This is a genomic window from Streptomyces sp. NPDC059743, from assembly GCF_042732975.1.
Lineage (GTDB): Bacteria > Actinomycetota > Actinomycetes > Streptomycetales > Streptomycetaceae > Streptomyces.
Genome location: NZ_JBHWGS010000003.1, coordinates 332858 through 349465, shown reverse-complemented (window position 1 = coordinate 349465; position 16608 = coordinate 332858). Strand labels below are relative to the sequence as shown.

The 16608-nt window shown below is 70.5% G+C and carries 17 protein-coding genes; 9 read left to right on the top strand and 8 right to left on the bottom strand.

The window, feature by feature from the left end; all coding sequences use genetic code 11:
* From ACFV6H_RS07325 to ACFV6H_RS07310, 4 genes are read right to left on the bottom strand one after another with little or no spacing between them, the layout of a single operon-like run.
* Positions 1-1401, bottom strand: coding sequence for an STM4012 family radical SAM protein (locus ACFV6H_RS07325; RefSeq protein WP_385539456.1), 1401 nt, complete (start codon positions 1399-1401; stop codon positions 1-3).
* Positions 1398-2210 (bottom strand): STM4013/SEN3800 family hydrolase, encoded by an 813-nt coding sequence (locus tag ACFV6H_RS07320; protein ID WP_385539799.1) that lies wholly within the window; start codon positions 2208-2210, stop codon positions 1398-1400. Before ACFV6H_RS07320 ends, ACFV6H_RS07325 begins: the two co-directional genes overlap by 4 nt.
* Positions 2211-2241: 31 nt before the next feature.
* Positions 2242-3396: an STM4014 family protein gene (locus ACFV6H_RS07315; protein ID WP_385539454.1), complete on the bottom strand. Its 1155-nt coding sequence runs from the start codon at positions 3394-3396 to the stop codon at positions 2242-2244.
* A gap of 4 nt (positions 3397-3400) precedes the next feature.
* Positions 3401-4348 carry an STM4015 family protein gene (locus ACFV6H_RS07310; RefSeq protein WP_385539452.1) on the bottom strand — a complete coding sequence of 316 codons (948 nt, stop codon included), beginning with the start codon at positions 4346-4348 and terminating at the stop codon, positions 3401-3403.
* A gap of 178 nt (positions 4349-4526) precedes the next feature.
* On the opposite strand from ACFV6H_RS07310, the gene ACFV6H_RS07305 reads away from it, so the two are divergent.
* Positions 4527-4865: a hypothetical protein gene (locus ACFV6H_RS07305; RefSeq protein WP_385539450.1), complete on the top strand. Its 339-nt coding sequence runs from the start codon at positions 4527-4529 to the stop codon at positions 4863-4865.
* Between the two features lie 113 nt (positions 4866-4978).
* Complete coding sequence (locus ACFV6H_RS07300) at positions 4979-5980, top strand: DUF6745 domain-containing protein (protein WP_385539448.1); 1002 nt, start codon at positions 4979-4981, stop codon at positions 5978-5980.
* 106 nt (positions 5981-6086) lie between these two features.
* Here the strand turns inward: ACFV6H_RS07300 and ACFV6H_RS07295 are convergent, their stop codons facing one another.
* Positions 6087-6980 (bottom strand): carbohydrate kinase family protein, encoded by an 894-nt coding sequence (locus ACFV6H_RS07295; RefSeq protein WP_385539797.1) that lies wholly within the window; start codon positions 6978-6980, stop codon positions 6087-6089.
* A gap of 106 nt (positions 6981-7086) precedes the next feature.
* Positions 7087-7725 (bottom strand): TetR/AcrR family transcriptional regulator, encoded by a 639-nt coding sequence (locus ACFV6H_RS07290; protein ID WP_385539446.1) that lies wholly within the window; start codon positions 7723-7725, stop codon positions 7087-7089.
* A gap of 327 nt (positions 7726-8052) precedes the next feature.
* Between ACFV6H_RS07290 and ACFV6H_RS07285 the strand changes: the two genes are divergently transcribed.
* Positions 8053-9279, top strand: a complete 1227-nt coding sequence (locus ACFV6H_RS07285) for an MBL fold metallo-hydrolase (protein WP_385539445.1) — start codon at positions 8053-8055, stop codon at positions 9277-9279.
* Between the two features lie 74 nt (positions 9280-9353).
* Here the strand turns inward: ACFV6H_RS07285 and ACFV6H_RS07280 are convergent, their stop codons facing one another.
* On the bottom strand, positions 9354-10136 hold the full coding sequence (locus ACFV6H_RS07280; RefSeq protein ID WP_385539443.1) for a DeoR/GlpR family DNA-binding transcription regulator: 783 nt from the start codon (positions 10134-10136) through the stop codon (positions 9354-9356).
* Between the two features lie 138 nt (positions 10137-10274).
* Here ACFV6H_RS07280 and ACFV6H_RS07275 point away from each other — a divergent pair, with 138 nt between their 5' ends.
* From ACFV6H_RS07275 to ACFV6H_RS07250, 6 genes are all read left to right on the top strand, one after another.
* Positions 10275-11162, top strand: coding sequence for an SIS domain-containing protein (locus tag ACFV6H_RS07275; RefSeq protein ID WP_385539441.1), 888 nt, complete (start codon positions 10275-10277; stop codon positions 11160-11162).
* A 189-nt stretch (positions 11163-11351) separates the two neighbouring features.
* Positions 11352-13226, top strand: coding sequence for an ATP-binding protein (locus ACFV6H_RS07270; RefSeq protein WP_385539439.1), 1875 nt, complete (start codon positions 11352-11354; stop codon positions 13224-13226).
* A gap of 7 nt (positions 13227-13233) precedes the next feature.
* Positions 13234-13671, top strand: coding sequence for a roadblock/LC7 domain-containing protein (locus tag ACFV6H_RS07265; RefSeq protein ID WP_093596032.1), 438 nt, complete (start codon positions 13234-13236; stop codon positions 13669-13671).
* A 2-nt stretch (positions 13672-13673) separates the two neighbouring features.
* A complete protein-coding gene (locus tag ACFV6H_RS07260) occupies positions 13674-14045 on the top strand; it encodes a DUF742 domain-containing protein (RefSeq protein ID WP_384975557.1) in 372 nt (123 codons plus the stop codon).
* Entirely contained in the window at positions 14023-14718 is a 696-nt protein-coding gene (locus ACFV6H_RS07255) for an ATP/GTP-binding protein (protein WP_385539436.1), read from the top strand. Before ACFV6H_RS07260 ends, ACFV6H_RS07255 begins: the two co-directional genes overlap by 23 nt.
* 23 nt (positions 14719-14741) lie before the next feature.
* The gene (locus tag ACFV6H_RS07250; RefSeq protein ID WP_385539434.1) at positions 14742-15281 is read left to right on the top strand and encodes a GAF domain-containing protein; all 540 of its coding nucleotides are present in this window, start codon (positions 14742-14744) and stop codon (positions 15279-15281) included.
* Between the two features lie 46 nt (positions 15282-15327).
* On the opposite strand, the gene ACFV6H_RS07245 is transcribed toward ACFV6H_RS07250, so the two are convergent.
* Complete coding sequence (locus ACFV6H_RS07245; protein ID WP_385539794.1) at positions 15328-16383, bottom strand: LacI family DNA-binding transcriptional regulator; 1056 nt, start codon at positions 16381-16383, stop codon at positions 15328-15330.
* Between the last annotated feature and the right edge of the window lie 225 nt (positions 16384-16608).

Here is a 16608-nt window from a genome sequence, read left to right as displayed (position 1 = left end):
TCACTTCACCTCGTACGCGGCCATCGCGGCCCGTACGGCGGGAGAGAAGAGCGCCGGGCCCAGCGCGTCCGAGTACGAGAGTCCCTCGGGTGAGAGACGCAGCAGCCCGGGATCCGTGCCGGTGTCCAGCCAGCCGAGGTCCTCGAACCGGTCCAGCTCGGCCGGGAAGTCCTTGGCCGGCACCGAGCCGAACCGCTCGCGGTAGCCGGCCACCTCCATGCCCTGGGCCTGGAGAAGCGACTGGAGCAGATGGCGGCGGCGTGCCTCGTCCTCGTCGACCGGGCGGCCGACCTCCGCGCGGGAGAAGTCCTCCGTGGCCGTATAGGTGTCGATGATGGTCCGTATCTCGCGCATGTCGACCGCGTAGTCGAAGGAGTAGTGGAGCCGTGAGGTGTACGAGCGGGCTCCGCAGCCGAGACCGATCATGCCGTCGGTCTGGCACGCGTAGTCGTCCGCGCCTCGCGGCGGAGCGCCCGTGCCGCTGTCCGTGCCGCTGTCCGGGAGGCGGAACATCCGCATGGACACCTGCTCGTATCCCTCGGCGAGAAGCAGGTCCCGGCCCTGCCGGTAGAGCCGCAGCCGCTGGGCGTCCCAGACGGCGTCGCTTCCCGCGCCCAGCCTGCCGAGCCCGGTGAGCGGCCGTATGTAGAGCGGATAGAGATACAGCTCCTCGGGCCGCCAGGCGAGCGCGGCATCCAGGGAGTGACGCCAGGTGTGCTCCGTCTGGCCGTCGATGCCGTAGATCAGATCGATATTGAGGACCGGGATCCGGGCGTCACGGATACGGCCGAGCGCGGCCTCGACATCGGCGCGGCGCTGCGGGCGTACGGCGGCCCTCGCCTCCGCGTCGACAAAGCTCTGGACACCGATGCTCAGCCGGGTGGCGCCGCGCTCGGCGAGCACGGCCAGCCGGTCGGCGGTCGCCGTGGCCGGCGAGGTCTCCACGGAGAGCGGGACGGCCCGCAGATCGGCGCCCATCCGCTTCTCGGCGATATCGCACAGCCGCTCCAGCTCGGCGGCGTCCAGGAAGGTGGGCGTACCGCCGCCGAAGGCCGCGGCGGCGAACCGTATCGCGTCGGTGCCGTCCTGGTCCGGCCCGGAGAGTGCGTCGCGTACGGCGGTCGCCTGCCGGTCGAGCGCGTCGAGATAGCGCGTCGTCAGCTCGTCGGGCGCGCCGATACGGGTGAAGAGATTGCAGAAGCCGCAGCGGACCTCGCAGAACGGTATGTGCAGATAGAGGGAGAGGGCGTCCTTGCGTTCACCGGCCCACAGTTCGCGCAGCGATGGGCGGTCGGGTAGACGGCGGTAGGCCGTTTTATGTGGATATGCATAGACATAACTCTCATACGGGCGTGGTGCGGCGGCGCCGGTGGTGGCGCCCGTGGCGCTGGTGGTGCTCATTGAAGGTCCCCGTGTTCCAGGAAGAAGTGGGCGTACGGCACGGTCCAGACGGCCTCGTGGCCCAGCCGGTGTCCGGTCCAGCCGTCGTCGCCATAGGTGGTGCCGTGGTCGGAACAGACGATCGTGAAACAGCGACGGCGACTGCTCGCGGCGGCGAAGAGCCGGCCGATGTGCCGGTCGACATATTCGAGAGCGGCGGCGTGCGTGGCCCGTGAGTCGCCCGACTCCCGGGTGGCGCCGGGCAGATGGAACCAGTTGGGCTGGTGCAGCGCCGACACATTGACGAAGAGAAAGAGCCGCTGCTCGCGGTCGAGACCGGCGACGGTCTTCTCCGCGCGGGCGATCTGGGCCTCGAAGGAGGCCGACGACGTCACGCCGAACTCCGGCTCCCAGTGGCTCTCCTGGAAGAGTCCGGGCAGTACGGAGCCGAGCGCGCCTTGCTGGTTGAAGAAGCCGACGCCGCCGATACACACCGTGTGATAGCCGGCCGCCGCGAGGCCCGAGACCAGATCGGGCGTGTCGAAGACGAAGGTCCGTCCGGCCGTGGTCTCACTGCCGCCGAAGCGGGCGGCGAACAGCCGTGGATGAGTGCCGGGCACGGCGGGCGTGGGCAGAAACCCGGCGAAGATCGCCTGGTGCGAGGCATAGGTGAAGCTGCCGGGTGCGTGCCGCTTCTCCCAGCGTCCGCCCGGGAGATGGCGGGCGAGACGAGGGATACGGCCCGCCGCGGCGAGCTCCTCGGCCACATCGAAGCGCAGGGTGTCGAGGGTGACGAGCAGCAGATCGTCCCGCCCGACCACCTCGTTCATATCGGGTGTCGCTACGGTCGTTTCGGTCATCTCAGACGCGTCTTATATGTCGGCATGGTCTTTCCTCGGTCGTCCGGCGTGGCGGGCGCCTCGGCAGGGCGGCGAGCTGGGCCGCGTAGGTGTTCAGACCTTCGGCGTCCCGGCCGGGCAGGCCCATGAGACTGGGCAGCAGATCGCCGAAGGCGTTGACCTCGCAGATCGCGAACCGGCGCCAGCTCCGGGCGGGCAGCAGATCGACGCCCACACAGTGGGTGCCCGGGAAACGGTCGGCGGCCTGTTCGCAGACCGTGAGAGCCGTGGCCCAGCTTCCGCCCGCCGCCTCGATCGCGGCACGGGCCGCGCCGAGATCTCCTCTGCGCCCGCCGAGATGGAGATTGGTCATCGGGGAGGTACTCGTACGCAGGACGGCGTGGGTGGCGCGGCCCGCGACGACCACCACCCGCAGATCGGCCGACCGGCCGTCCTGCACCGCCTTGGGCACCCACTGCTCGATATGCAGCCCGTCGGGCGCGAGCGTGTCCACGATCGCCGCCACCTCGCGCTCGGTCGTATACCGGCGCACCCGCAGCGAGTTGAACAGCCGGCCCGCACTGTCGCGCTCGACGGAGGTAGTGGCGCGCACCCGTCCCGGGCCCGCCGTCTCGACGGCGAGCACTCCCGACGCCGACGATCCGTGGGCGAGCTTGACGAACGCCCGGCGCAGCCCGGCCGTCGCCATCAGGGACCGTACGTCGTCCCAGCCGGAGACGGCCGGCGCGCTGGGCCCCGAGGTCGGCGACGCCGGTACCGGTATCCCCGCCGCGTCCAGCACTCCATGGCAGAGGCGCTTGTCGAAGAGGACCGCCAGCTCGTCCGGATCGTCGAGCCGCTCGGCCCCGGCGGCGGACGCGGCCCGGCCCAGCTCCGCGGCGGCGGCCGTGAACCGCCCGTACCAGCGGGCCGTTCCCTCGACTCTTGTCGGGTCGTCCGTGCCGCGCAGCAGCCGCTCCACCTCCGGATCCTCGCCCGGTGAGTCGATCCGTACGGTCTCGTCGGCCTCGAACCGGGCGCCGCCGCGGAGCACGTCGAGCCAGGGCACCACCCGGGCGGCGGGCAGCCCGGCCGCCCGGACGGCGTCCTGGAACAGGCTCAGACGGCGGTTGCCGGGATTCCCGACGACGGCCAGACGCGGAGGCGAGGGCGGCATCGGATCACTCCGAGACCGCGGTGTAGCGGAAGTCCTCGTCGTCGTCATCCACGTCCTCGCTCTCTTCGAGGTCCACCTCCACGCCGGCCGCGCCGAGCGTGGCGAGAACGCGCTCGCGCAATGCCTCGCTCATGTAGTTGTGGTGCAGATCGAGCTTCTTGAGATGGGTGAGCGGCTGCCCGGCGAGCAGGGCCTCCGCTCCCTCGTCACCGAGGGTGCCCATCGAGAGATCGAGGACCTCCAGACCGGCGACCACCGGCGCGCCCGCCAGCGCGATCGCTATCTCGTCCTGGATCTCGCTGTTGCGCAGGGCGAGATGGCGCAGCCCAGGGAAGCGCGAACCGCCCAGGATCGGCGCCAGATCGGCCACCTCGGTCGTCGCGCCGTACTCACTGACACCGAGCCAGAGATCGAGATGCTCCAGCGCGGGCAGCTCGCTCGCGCCGACTCCCCGCACCACGGCGGCGTTCAGACCTCCGGTCTCGATGGTGAGCGAGCGCAGCCGCTCGTGCCGGACGGCGGGGAAACGCAGCTCCTGACCGCCGCGGACGCCGAATTCGAGCAGTTCGGGAAAAGCGTCGAGCAGTGGAGTCACAAGCCCTTGAATGATCCAGGAGATCTCGCACTCCTCGCCGACGATGTCGGCGAGGAACAGCGCGCGCAGCGCGGGCAGCCGGTCGCGCACCGCCACCAGGGCCTCGATCACCGGCTCCGGGCCCGACTCGTAGGCATCGCTCCAGGAGCCGACGATCAACGCCCTGACCTCGGTGGTGTCCACGGCCTCGGTGAAGCGGGCGAAGGCCTCCTCCCACCGCTCCTCGGCCTCGTACGCCTCGACGGCGATCCGCCAGGCCACGGAGGCCGGGGCCGGGAGCTCCGCCTTCGCGTCGGCGGCCGGGAAGTCGAACGCGGGCAGGCCGTACAGCTCCTGCAAGTGGCCCGAAATGGTCATGGCGATGCTCCAGACAGCGGTGGCGCGGATCGGCTGATGTGGAGCAGTTCTACCAAGCACCACTGACAACGCCCTTCCCGGGGCCGGTCGGCCGGTCGCCACCGCCGATTGTCAGACCCCCCGTCTAGCGTCTTTCACAGGTTCGGCGCACTCGGCGCCGCCGGTGGAGGGGAGAGCCATGTACCGGCAGGGAGACGTGCTCATCGTGCCCGTCGCGCAGGAGACGGTGCCGTCGTTTCTCGTGGACGCGGCACGGGTGTCCGGTGAGCCGAGGGACGCGCGGGGCCGGCTGGTCCTGGCGCTCGGCGAGGTCACCGGCCATGCCCACGCGGTCACCGGGCCCGGCCGGCTGATCCGTGAGCCGGGCGATGTGGCAGGGCCGATGTATCTCCATCTCCCGGACGGCGGGCGGGTGGTGCACGAGGAGCACGCGGCGATACCGCTGCCCAAGGGATGGTTCCGGGTGGTGCGCCAGCGCGAGTACCTGCCGGGCGCGGTGCGCATCGTCGCGGACTGAGCGGGACGAGCAGGGCAGGTGAGCGAGCTGAGACCGGCGCCGGGGCGGCGACGGGCGCACGGGCTCGGGCACGGAGAACAGTGGACAGGGATGACAGGGACGGGGCTTCAGACATGAGCGACATGGACAAGTGGCGGGCCGTCGCGGCGGCGACGGGCGAGTCGGACCGGCCGGCCGCCGAGCGCGGAGTGCGGCTCGCGTACCGCAGGGCGGGACTGGCGGAGCCGGAGCGGATCATCTGGGCCGGATCGCCGCTGGCCGGTGTGGAGCTGGTGCGGTCGCTGGACGGCGCGGGCCGGTCCGTGCGCGACGAGGTGCGCACCTATCCCTGGGCCGAGGAACGGCGCAGGGTGCATGACACCTTGGGACCGGCCGGCTGGGCCGAGCACTGGAGCGCCACCGGCGCCCGGCTCTGGGACACCGGCCGGACACTCGCCGACCGGATCAGGACCGGAGTGGTGGAGGCGCTCGCGGAGAAGCCTGTGGAGGCGGCCCAGATCCGTACGGTGCTGCTCGACGCGGTGCTCGGCCAGCATGACGCGGCCTGGCTCGCCGCCTTCGACGGCCGTAGCGAACGCCTTGAGGGACTGGCGGAGGTGGCGCTGCACGCCGGCTGGTGGTGGCCGTACGAACGGGCCGTGGTGATATGCGAGCGTCCCTCCGAACTCCACCGGGACGAGGCGGGCCGGCTCGACCGCGGCGACGGTCCCGCGCTCGCCTTCCCCGACGGCTTCGCGCTGTACGCGTGGCGCGGGATGCCGGTTCCCGCCGAATTCCTCGGCGAGCTGGCGTCCCTGACTCCCGAACGGATACGGAACGAGGCCAACGCCGAGCTGCGTCGCGTGATGCTGGAGCACTACGGCTACGACCGCTATCTGAACGAGTCGGGAGCACAGCCCGTCCACCGCGACGAGAGCGGTGTGCTCTGGCGGATCTCGCTGGAGAACGACGAGGACATAGCGATGGTCGAGGTGGTCAACTCCACGCCGGAGCCCGACGGCACACACCGTACGTACTGGCTGCGGGTACCGCCCACGACCAGGACCGCGAAGCAGGGAGTCGCCTGGACCTTCGGGCTCGAACCGGAGGAGTACGAGCCGATGCGCCAGACCTGAACGGCAGGCGCAGCGGCAGCGGCTGAGGCAGCGCCCGGGGCAGGGACCGGCCCTGGGCCGCTCGGCTCGGTGTCCCTCGATGTTCCTCGCTGTGCCCAGGCGTTCCTCAGTTCGTGGCCGGGCGGAGCCGGTCGGTGTTCAGCGCGTCCGGGCCGATCAGTGCCGCGTTGCCTCCGCCCGTACAGGCGTAGGCACCCGCCACCGCGCCGAGCCGGGCGCAGGCTTCGAGGTCCAGCCCGGCCAGCCGGCCGTACAGGAAACCGCAGACGTACGCGTCACCCGCACCGTTGGAATCCACCACCGGAGCGGGCGGGAGAGTCGCCGGGACGGGCCTCGGGGTACGGCTGCCCTCACGGCTCATCAGATACGAGCCGCCCGCGCCCGCCGTCGCGATCACGGCCTCGGCCCGGCCCTCGCGCAGGATCTCCCGCATCACTGAGGCGATCCGCTCCCCGGCTCCCGCCGCGCTCAGGAACACCAGGTCGGAGCGGAAGGCGAACTCCCTGTGGTGGTCGGCGAGTCCGTCCCAGTCGTGCAGATCGGTCGAGACGGGCACACCGAGCGCCTCGATGTCGTCATAGAGGAAGCGGGCGAAGTTGGTGATGGCCACATGGACATGGCGGGCACGCCGGAGGTGAGGCAGATAGAAGTCACGCGGCATACGGAGATCGGCGGGATCCCGGCCGTCGTAGAACGACATCCGGCGGCCCGTGCGCTCCACGAGATTGACCGCGCGCCGGGTGCCGGCCGGGGAGATCAGCGCCTCGAAATCGACTCCGCCCTCCGCGAGCCGCGCGCGGATCTGACCACCCGTCCAGTCGTCCCCGATGAAGTCGAGGAACTTGACGTCCAGACCGAGCGCCCGGCAGCCGAGGGCCACATTGCCGCCGGTGTGGCCGGGCCATTCGAGGATCGGCCCGACCCCGACCGAATCGGCGAGCGGAACCGGCAGCGAGTCGACCCGTACGACGGTGTCCACCCCGCTGCCCCCGACGACCAGCACATCGTGACCGAGCTGATCGGTCGGATCGGTCTGCTGCTGTGCCACAGTTTTCCGTCTCCCTGTCCGGTTCCGGATGTCCGGCGGCTCCGGTGTGGCCGCCGTTCTACTCTCCGGCCTTGCCGAGCTCTCCGGGCCTGCCGAGCGCCGCGCGGTCGATGCCCAGTTCGCGGGCGAGTGCCTCGTCCGCCCACTCCAGCATGGTGGCGCGCGGCAGTGAACCCGCGTACGACGTCATCTGAACCGCCAGTCCGTCCAGCATGGCGGTCAGCCGCCCGGCCGCCGACACCGGGTCCGCGCAGACGAATTCGCCCGCCGCCGTTCCCTCGGCGACGACCTCGGCGAGAGCCGCCTTCCACTGCTGGTCCAGCGTGCGGGCCGGCTCACGCAGCGTGGGCTCGCGCAGCGCCGCCGCCCATCCCTCGATCCACAGCCGCCAGCCCTTGGCCTCGCCCGTCGGCGCATACCAGCGGACCGCGTCGTGCAGCCGCTCCAGCGCGGTGGCGCGTCGGCCGAGCAGCGCGCGCAGCCGGGCCAGATCGCCCCGCGCCGCATGTGCGAAGGCCGCCGCGACCAGCTTCTCCTTCGTCGAGAAGTGGTAGAGCACCAGCGCGCTGCTGACGCCGAGCACGGCGGCGACATCGGAGATCCGCAACGCCGCCACGCCTCGGGCCTCGATCTGCCCGACGGCGGCACGGAGCAGCTCCTCGCGCCGTTCCGACACACTCAGCCGTACTCTCGCCACACCGTCACCCTATCGAGCTGAGTGACCGTCATGCGGCGCGCCGGTACCACCCAGGATGATCGAACACGCAACTGAATTACCAGTCAGTATGGGGAAGGTGATCATCCTGCCAAAGCGCCCGCTCTGTGGTATGGCCCGTGGTGCCGCACGGGATCGCCCCGGGACCATCCCGGAACGGGCCGACTTCGAGGGCGTATACGGGAATCCTGACGGCGCCGACGTCGTTGTAGGGCCGTGCGGCGGGGCAGACGGTGGTCCGATCCTTCGCCCCGCACAGAGATAGGCGCCCAGACATAATGGGACGACACCGAACCTCCAGGAGGTGCTGTGACAGCCGCTGGTTCCACCCCTTCGTTGCGCTCCCGGCTGCGCTCGCTGCGACCCGCGGCCTTCGGGGCCGACTCGGCAGGAGCGAGGCTCGAGCGGATCCACCGCTCGCCCAACTTCGCCGACGGGGTGTTCCAGAACCCGGTGGGTGCCAGGACCAGACCCTCGGGCTCGGGTCTGGAGTTCGCGAAGGTCTACTTCCAGAAGGAAGCGCGGGCGCGGCGGGCTCCGGTCGGCACCATTCCGGTGCACTCCACGACTCGCGCTGACCTCGCCCTGCCCCCGGCCTCCGGGCTGCGGCTCACCTGGATGGGCCATTCGAGCGTGCTCGCCGAGATCGACGGCCGACGGGTGCTCTTCGATCCCGTGTGGGGCGAGCGATGTTCGCCGTTCGATTTCGTGGGCCCCAAGCGGCTGCACCCGGTCCCCGTACCGCTCTCCTCGCTCGGTCCGCTCGATGTCGTCGTGATCTCCCACGACCACTACGACCATCTCGATCTGCCCACGATCAGGGCCCTGGCGAGCACGGACACGGTCTTCGCCGTACCGCTCGGTGTCGGCGCCCATCTGGAGCGCTGGGGAGTGCCCGCGTCCCGGCTGCGCGAACTCGACTGGAACGAGTCCACGGAGGTGGCCGGTATCCGGCTCACCGCCACTCCGGCGCGCCACTTCTGCGGTCGTGGCCTGCGTAATCAGCAGCACACGCTCTGGGCGTCCTGGGCCGTGGCCGGGCCGGAGCACCGCGTCTACCACAGCGGGGACACCGGCTACTTCGCCGGTTTCCAGGACATCGGCGCCGAGCACGGCCCGTTCGACGCCACCATGATCCAGATCGGTGCCTACAGCGACTACTGGCCGGACATCCATATGACGCCGGCCGAGGGAATGCGCGCCCATCTCGATCTCCAGGGCGGTCGGCCCACCGGCGTCATGCTCCCGATCCACTGGGGTACGTTCAATCTCGCGCCGCACCCGTGGGCCGAGCCCGGTGAGGGCACGATCGCGGCGGCTGCCGAGGCAGGCGCGGGAATCGCGCTGCCGCGTCCCGGCGAGCCCTTCGAGCCCACCGGTGAGGACATTCCCACCGCGCCGTGGTGGCGGCCCGTGGCGATGGTTCCCGAGGACGGCTGGCCCGTGCTCTCCACCGAAGTCGCGGGACAGGACACCACCACCGTGGCAGGCACGGGAAAGACGGGCGGGACGGCCGAGAAGGCGCCCTCCGCGTAACGCCGTCTCCCGCCGCGTATCGCGTGCTGTGGTCCGGGTCGTCCTGCGGCCCGGTCGTCCTGTGGTCCGGATCGTCAGACCTGGACCACAGGCACGCCGCGCTCCTCGAAGCGTGCGGTCAGCTCCGGTGCGCCCGTGTCCGTGATCAGTGTCCCGATGTCCTCCACCGGACAGATCCGGGCGAAGGCTCGGGCGCCCAGCTTCGAGCTGTCCGCCACGACGACAAGCCGCTCCGCGCGCTCGGCGAGCAGCGCGTTGATGCTCGCTTCGTGCTCGTTGTGCGCGCCGGCGCCCGATTCCGCGTCGAGGGCGTCCACTCCGAGGAAGGCGATATCCAGACTGATCTCGCCCAGAATGTGCCGAGCCAGCGGCCCGACCAGTTCATACGACTGGGGCATCGCGACCCCGCCCGTGGTGACGATCTTGATATGAGGGCGTACCGCCAGCTCATGGGCGATGTTCAGCGCGTTGGTGACGATCGTGATCGCGGGATCGTCCGGAGTGCCCTGAAGATCCGCACGGGTGGCGATGGCCCTGGCCACCTCCGAGGTCGTGGTGCCGCCGTTCAGCCCGATCACCATGCCGCGCTCGGCCATCGCCGCCGCCGCACGCGCGATGCGCTCCTTCTCCGAGGCGTGCCGTACCGCCTTGTACCGCAGAGGCAGGTCGTACGAGACGGAGTGTGCGATCGCTCCGCCTCGTGTCCGCGTCAGCAGCCGCTGCTCGGCGAGACGGTCGAAATCGCGGCGGACGGTGGCCACGGACACGCCGAGCTCGGCGGCGATGGCGTCGACCTCCAGCTGATGCCGTTCGGTCAGCAGCTCCAGCAAGGTCGTGTGCCGCTCGTGGCGATTCACCGCGTTCCCTTCGATTCCGGATCGTACTGATCGTATCTTGCGCGATGCATGTTTGTTACTGCTCGTAAGTATCTCCTAGCATGCAGAATAGATCAGAGTGTCCGACGCGGTGATCCGACGCAGGGAGTGGAGACGCGCATGACGCATGTGCAGACGGAACTGGCCACCCAGCCCGAGTGCTGGCGCCGGGCCGCGGCGCTGGTGGACGAGGTGCGCGAGCGACTGCCCGAGCCCGGTGAACGTACGGCCGTGGTCGGCTGCGGCACCTCGCTCTTCATGGCCCGTGCCTACGCCTCGCTCCGCGAGGACGCCGGACTGGGCGAGACCGACGCCTTCGCCGCCTCCGAGTTCCCGGCCCGCCGTCGTTACGACCGGATCGTCGCGCTGACGCGCTCCGGCACCACGACCGAGGTGCTGCGGCTGCTCGCGGAGGTGCGCGGTACGGCCCGTACGACCGCGATCACGGCGGATGCCGCCACTCCGGTGCGCTCGGCGGCCGACGATCTGGTCGTACTGGACTTCGCCGATGAACGGTCCGTCGTCCAGACGCGGTTCGCCACCACGGCCCTCACCCTCCTCCGCGCCCATCTCGGTCTGCACTCCGACGCCGTGGTCGCGGACGCGGAGACGGCCCTCAAGGATCCGCTTCCCGAAGGCATCACCGAGTGCACACAGTTCACCTTCCTCGGCCGCGGCTGGTCGGTCGGGCTCGCGGAGGAGGGCGCGCTCAAGATGCGGGAGGCGTCCCTCGCCTGGACCGAGGCGTATCCGGCGATGGAGTACCGCCACGGTCCGATCAGCATCACCACCACCGGAACGGCGACCTGGGCGCTCGGTCCCGCTCCGGAAGGGCTGGCGGAACAGGTACGGGCGACCGGTGGGCTGTGGGTGGCGGGCCGGCTCGATCCGCTGGCCGAACTGGTACGGATCCAGCGGCTGGCCCTCGCCCTCGCGGACCGGCGCGGCCTCGACCCGGACAGCCCGCGCCATCTCACCCGTTCCGTGATCCTTCCCTCCGCGTCGTGAGTCGCTGACCATCTGTCCTCATCGGGAGTTCGGCCCGGCGTTCCGCGCCGGGCCGAATGCTGTATTTCGCGCTGATGTACGAGGGCTCATACCGGAGCGGGATGCTCTGTGGGCAAGTTCGTCAACTGTCCACCGTGGATGAACGTTCGGCGACTACCGTGTGTGCTCGGTGATCAACGGAGGGCACTGATGTCTCAACTTCGCGCACCCATCGCGCGGCCGGAGCGTCGCGAGGGCGGGCGGCACGGCAGGCCGGGCGCCCGCTCGCTGTCCGCTGCGGCCAGACGCAACCCGCCGCTGCCGCCCGATGTCCGTATGCGCCCTCAGCTTCTGCGTACCGCCGTCCTTCCGGCGATAGTCGCCGCGCTGAGCGGCGCCGCCGCCGTGGTGGTCGTCCTCCGCTCGGCAGCGGCCGAACCGACCGCCGAGATCTGGACGGCCCTGGTCGGCACGGCGCTGCTCGCCTTCGCCGCCATCGGCGCGGCGGCGCTGGGAGCGGAGCGTACGGCCAAGTCCATCGTCGACCGCTGCGAGGCGCTGCGCCGGTCCAGCGTGCGCGGACAGGCCGATCTCCATACGGTCATCGAGCAGCTCAGACGCGGCGAGCGCCTTCCCGCGCGTCGTACGCCGTCCTCGTCCCAGGCCTCGTCCCCGTCCTCGGCCGAGGCGCCCGGCGGAGACGAACTCGATCTGCTGGCGGAGGAGTTGGGCCGCTCGCACGAAGCGGCCGTCACCGCCGTCGTCCAGGCGTCCAGGCTCTCCAGCAGCGTCGGCAACGAACAGAAGGTCGAGGTCTTCGTCAATCTGGCCCGTCGGCTCCAGTCGCTGGTCCATCGCGAGATCCAGATCATCGATGAGCTGGAGAACCAGGTCGAGGATCCGGAGCTGCTGAAAGGCATCTTCCACGTCGACCATCTCGCCACCCGGATCCGCCGCCACGCCGAGAATCTCGCCGTCCTCGGCGGAGCCGTCTCCCGGCGCCAGTGGACCAAGCCGGTCATCATGACCGAGGTGCTGCGCTCGGCCATCGCCGAGGTGGAGCAGTATCCGCGGATCAAGCTGGTGCCGCCGATCGACGGCGCTCTGCGCGGCCATGCCGTCGCCGATGTCATCCATCTGCTCGCCGAACTGGTCGAGAACGCCACGCTGTTCTCGTCCCCGCACACCCAAGTGCTGCTGCGGGCTCAGCGTGTGACGGCCGGGCTGGCCATCGAGGTGGAGGACCGCGGCCTCGGCATGCCGCCCGGCGAGCAGCAGAAGATGAACGCCCTGCTCGCCCGTCCCGACCAGGTGAATGTGGCACATCTGCTCCAGGACGGGCGGATCGGGCTCTTCGTGGTCTCGGCGCTGGCGCGCAGACATGGGATCGCGGTGCGGCTCCAGTCCAATATCTACGGTGGTGTCCAGGCGGTGCTGGTGCTGCCGCAGGCGCTCCTCGGCCCGGAGGACACGGAACCGGACGGTCATCCGCCGGCGTCCCCGCCCGTGCCTGAGCCGATGACCACGCCCACGTCCATGCCCGCGCCTGCGCCCGCGCCCACGGTGGTGCCCGTACCGAGGCAGCACGCGTCGGCGCCGCCTCGGCCGCAGGCGTACGAGGCACCTGGGCCCGCCGCCGTACCAGCAGCCCCGGCCGCCCCAGCCGTGCCTCCCGCGCCCACAGGGCCGGTCCCGCTGCCCGTACGCGGCGCGCAGACCGACCGGCCCACGCCCGCCGCCGCGCGTCCCGGCGCCCGCCACGGCCACCGCAGACGTCCTGTCACTCCGGTGGAGCCGACCACCTCGCCCGTCGTCCCGCTGGCCGAGCCCGCCGACGACGGCACGATCCGCGCCACCAGGAGCAGGCCCCAACTGCCCAAGCGCCGTGGCCAGGAGCACCTTGTCCCACAGCTGCGGGACGGGCCTCCGCCACCGCCCGCCGCCGAGCCCGCGCTCCATGATCCCGGGCTGATGGCCGCCTTCCGGCGAGGCATCGGTCTCGCCGAGTCCCAGCCCGTGGCGCACTCCCCGGAGCAGTCCGAACAGCCGGAACCGCAGCGCCACGACACCACATCCAAGGAGTAGATGCACCATGGCGAGCGATGTGCCGACCGGCCATGTCTCGGACCTCGACTGGCTGTTGAGCGGTCTGGTCCAGCGTGTCCCGTACACCCGCAGCGCGGTGCTGCTCTCCGCCGACGGCCTGGTGAGATCCATGCACGGTATGGACACCGACAGCGCCGACCACATGGCCGCCCTCGCCTCCGGTCTGTACTCCCTGGGCCGTAGCGCCGGAGTGCGTTTCGGGGACGGCGGCGAGGTCCGTCAGGTCGTGGTGGAACTGGACTCGACTCTGCTCTTCGTCTCCACGGCGGGCTCGGGCACCTGTCTCGCCGTACTGGCGGGACGTGAGGCGGATGCCGCGGTGCTCGGTTACGAGATGGCCATGCTGGTCAAGAGCGTACGACCATATCTGGCCACTCCGTTGAGACAGACCGCCGGCTCCGCCCCGGGCGCTTTGGGCCGTTGACCGTGCCGGTCCCGAAGGAAGGGCCTCTGCTCGACGGCGCGGCCGGCCGGCTCATCCGCCCGTACACCGTCAGCGGAGGCCGTACCCGGCCCACGACATCACTCGATCTGCTGACACTGGTGAGGGCCACCGGGCTGGTGCCTCCACCGGATCTCGGGCCCGAGCATGCCCAGGCTGTCGGCCTCTGCGCGGGCCCGACCTCGGTGGCGGAGATCGCGGCGTATCTCGGTCTCCCCGCCTCGGTCACCAAAATCCTGCTCTCCGATCTGGTGGACTGCGGGGCGATCACCGCACGACCCCCCGACAGTTTTGACCACCCCACCGACCGTTTCCTGCTGGAGGCAGTGCTCGATGGCCTACGACGACAGCTCTGAAGCCCTCCCCGAATCCTCTTCCCGGCCCTTTCCCACCGCGCTGAAGATCCTTGTCGCGGGCGGTTTCGGCGTCGGCAAGACCACCTTCGTGGGAGCGGTCAGTGAGATCGCGCCGCTGAGTACGGAGGAGCTGCTGACCCAGGTCGGCGCGGCAACCGACGATCTGACGGGCGTCGAGACCAAGACGGCGACCACGGTCGCCATGGACTTCGGCCGGATGACGCTGGACGAGCGTCATGTGCTCTATCTCTTCGGCACACCGGGCCAGGAGCGTTTCTGGTTCATGTGGGACGAGCTGTCGCGAGGCGCGCTCGGCGCGGTCGTGCTGGCCGACACCCGGCGGCTGGACTACTCCTTCTCCGCGGTGGACTTCTTCGAGCAGCGCGGCATCGGATTCGTCGTCGCCGTCAATGAGTTCGACGGCTCCTACCGCTATGGCGCGGAGGAGGTACGGGCCGCCATGGACCTCAGACCGGAGGTGCCGATCGTGCTCTGCGACGCCCGTATCGCCAGCTCCGGTATCCAGACCTTGGTCACGCTCGTTCAGCATCTCCTCACCTCGTCGGCGTCGGCGTCGGCGTCACCGCCGCCGTCACCGGCGCGGCCATCGTCACCGTCACCGGCTCTGTCCCCGGTTTCGGCTTCGGCTCTGTCGCCGGTTCCGGTCGAATGACGCGGACACCACGGAGGACGGGCATGCAGTACGACCCGATCGGACGTCAGCTTCTCACTCCGGTCGACCGGGACGCGCCCGAGCGTGTGGTGCGGCTGCGCGAGCTCGGTCTCGGCGAGCGTCCGGAGCCGGTCTTCGACGCCTTCGCACGGGAGCTGGCGCAGCTGACCGGCGCTCCGTACGCGATGGTCAACTTCATCGGCGAGGAGCGTCAGTTCTTCGCCGGGCTGCACGCTCCTCCTGGCGCCGGTGAGGGCCGGTTCATGGCCAGGGACCTCGGCTACTGCCCGTATGTGGTGGTACGGCGCAAGGCGCTGGTGCTGGAGGACGTACAGGACTTCCCACGGTTCGCCGCGAACGCGCTCGTCGACGAGATCGGTATCCGCTCCTATCTGGGAGCGCCGCTCATGGACCGTACGGACCGTACGGGGCTGGCCCTGGGCACCGTCTGCGTGATCGACACCGAGCCGCGGCGCTGGGGCCGTTCGGGACTGGACACCATCAAGTCGTATGCCGCGGAGCTGATGACGCGGATCCATCGCAGGGAGGACGGCTTGATCTGATGCCGCTCGATCTGCTGCCCCGGTGAGGTACGCGTATGACGATCCGTCAACAGGTTTCCCAGTAGGGCGAGATGGTGCGCGACGGCGGAGGCGCCGTACTCGCGCGCAGGACCACCTCGCCGCCTACTCGCAGCACCCGTGAGCGTGTGCCGCGCGGCTCGCGCAGCGCGAGCGAGATCACGCTCTCGCCCATCGCGGTGAGCGGCAGGGCGACGGTCGTGAGCGGCGGAGTCAGCTCCCGTACGAGCGGGATGTCGTCGAAGCCGGCCAGCGAGAGGTCCTCCGGGACCCGTAGGCCCGCCTCGCGGAAAGCGGCCAGCGCGCCGACGGCCATCACATCGGTCACCGCGAAGACACAGGTGGGCCGGGCGGAGGGACCGGACCGTACGAGGAGTTCCCGCGCGGCTGCGTAGCCGCCCTCACGGGTGAAGGCGCCGTGCACCACGGATCCCGCGCCGAGCGTGATCCCGGCCTTCATCAGCCCTTCCCGGAATCCGGCCAACCGGTCGGCGACCGTGGTGAGTTCACGCGGACCGCTCAGTACGGCGAACTCCCGGTGCCCCAGGCCCAGCAGAGCGCGGGCGAGATCGGCGGCCCCCGCGCGGTTCTCGGGCAGCACGGCGTCCGTGCGCAGACTGCGATGGCGGCTCACGACGGCGACCCTGCCGCCCGCGCGGATGTACGGCGCCAGTTCCGCGCCCAACCTCCGCTCCCAGGCAGGGTCCTGGAAGCCCGAGCCGATCAGCAGGATCGCACGGGCGCGCTGGGCGCGGAGCACCGAGACATACGCGATCTCCTTGGCCGGTTCGCGGAAGGTGCTGGCGAGCATGACCAGGACGTCCTGCTCGGCGGCGGCCCGCATCACACCGCCCGCGATCGCGGCGAAGTAGGGATCGCCCACATCGTGGCAGATGACACCGACGGTGTTGCTGGAGGCGCTGGCGAGGGCCTGGGCATGGGCGTTGGGGATATAGCCGAGCACATCGGCCGCGGCCCGCACCCGTTGCCGCAGCTCCTCACGGACGCGCGCCGTGCCGTTCAGCGCCCGGGACGCGGTCGCCAGGGAGACACCCGCGCGGCGGGCGACGGCGTCCAGCGTCACATGGGTCTGTGCTTCCCGTTCACTCAACTCACTCAACTCGACCCCCAGGTCGCGGCGGCGGTGGCGGCGGTGCCCGAGGAGAACCTGCGGACCCCGAAAGTTCGGGACGACCTATTGACCGTACGGACGGGCAGTCATTAGCGTGGCGATCACCCTACCAGAAAGCGCTTTCTGAAAGCGCTGTCGGGGAGCACCGCTCTTGTAACTACCCGGATTTCCCGAGGA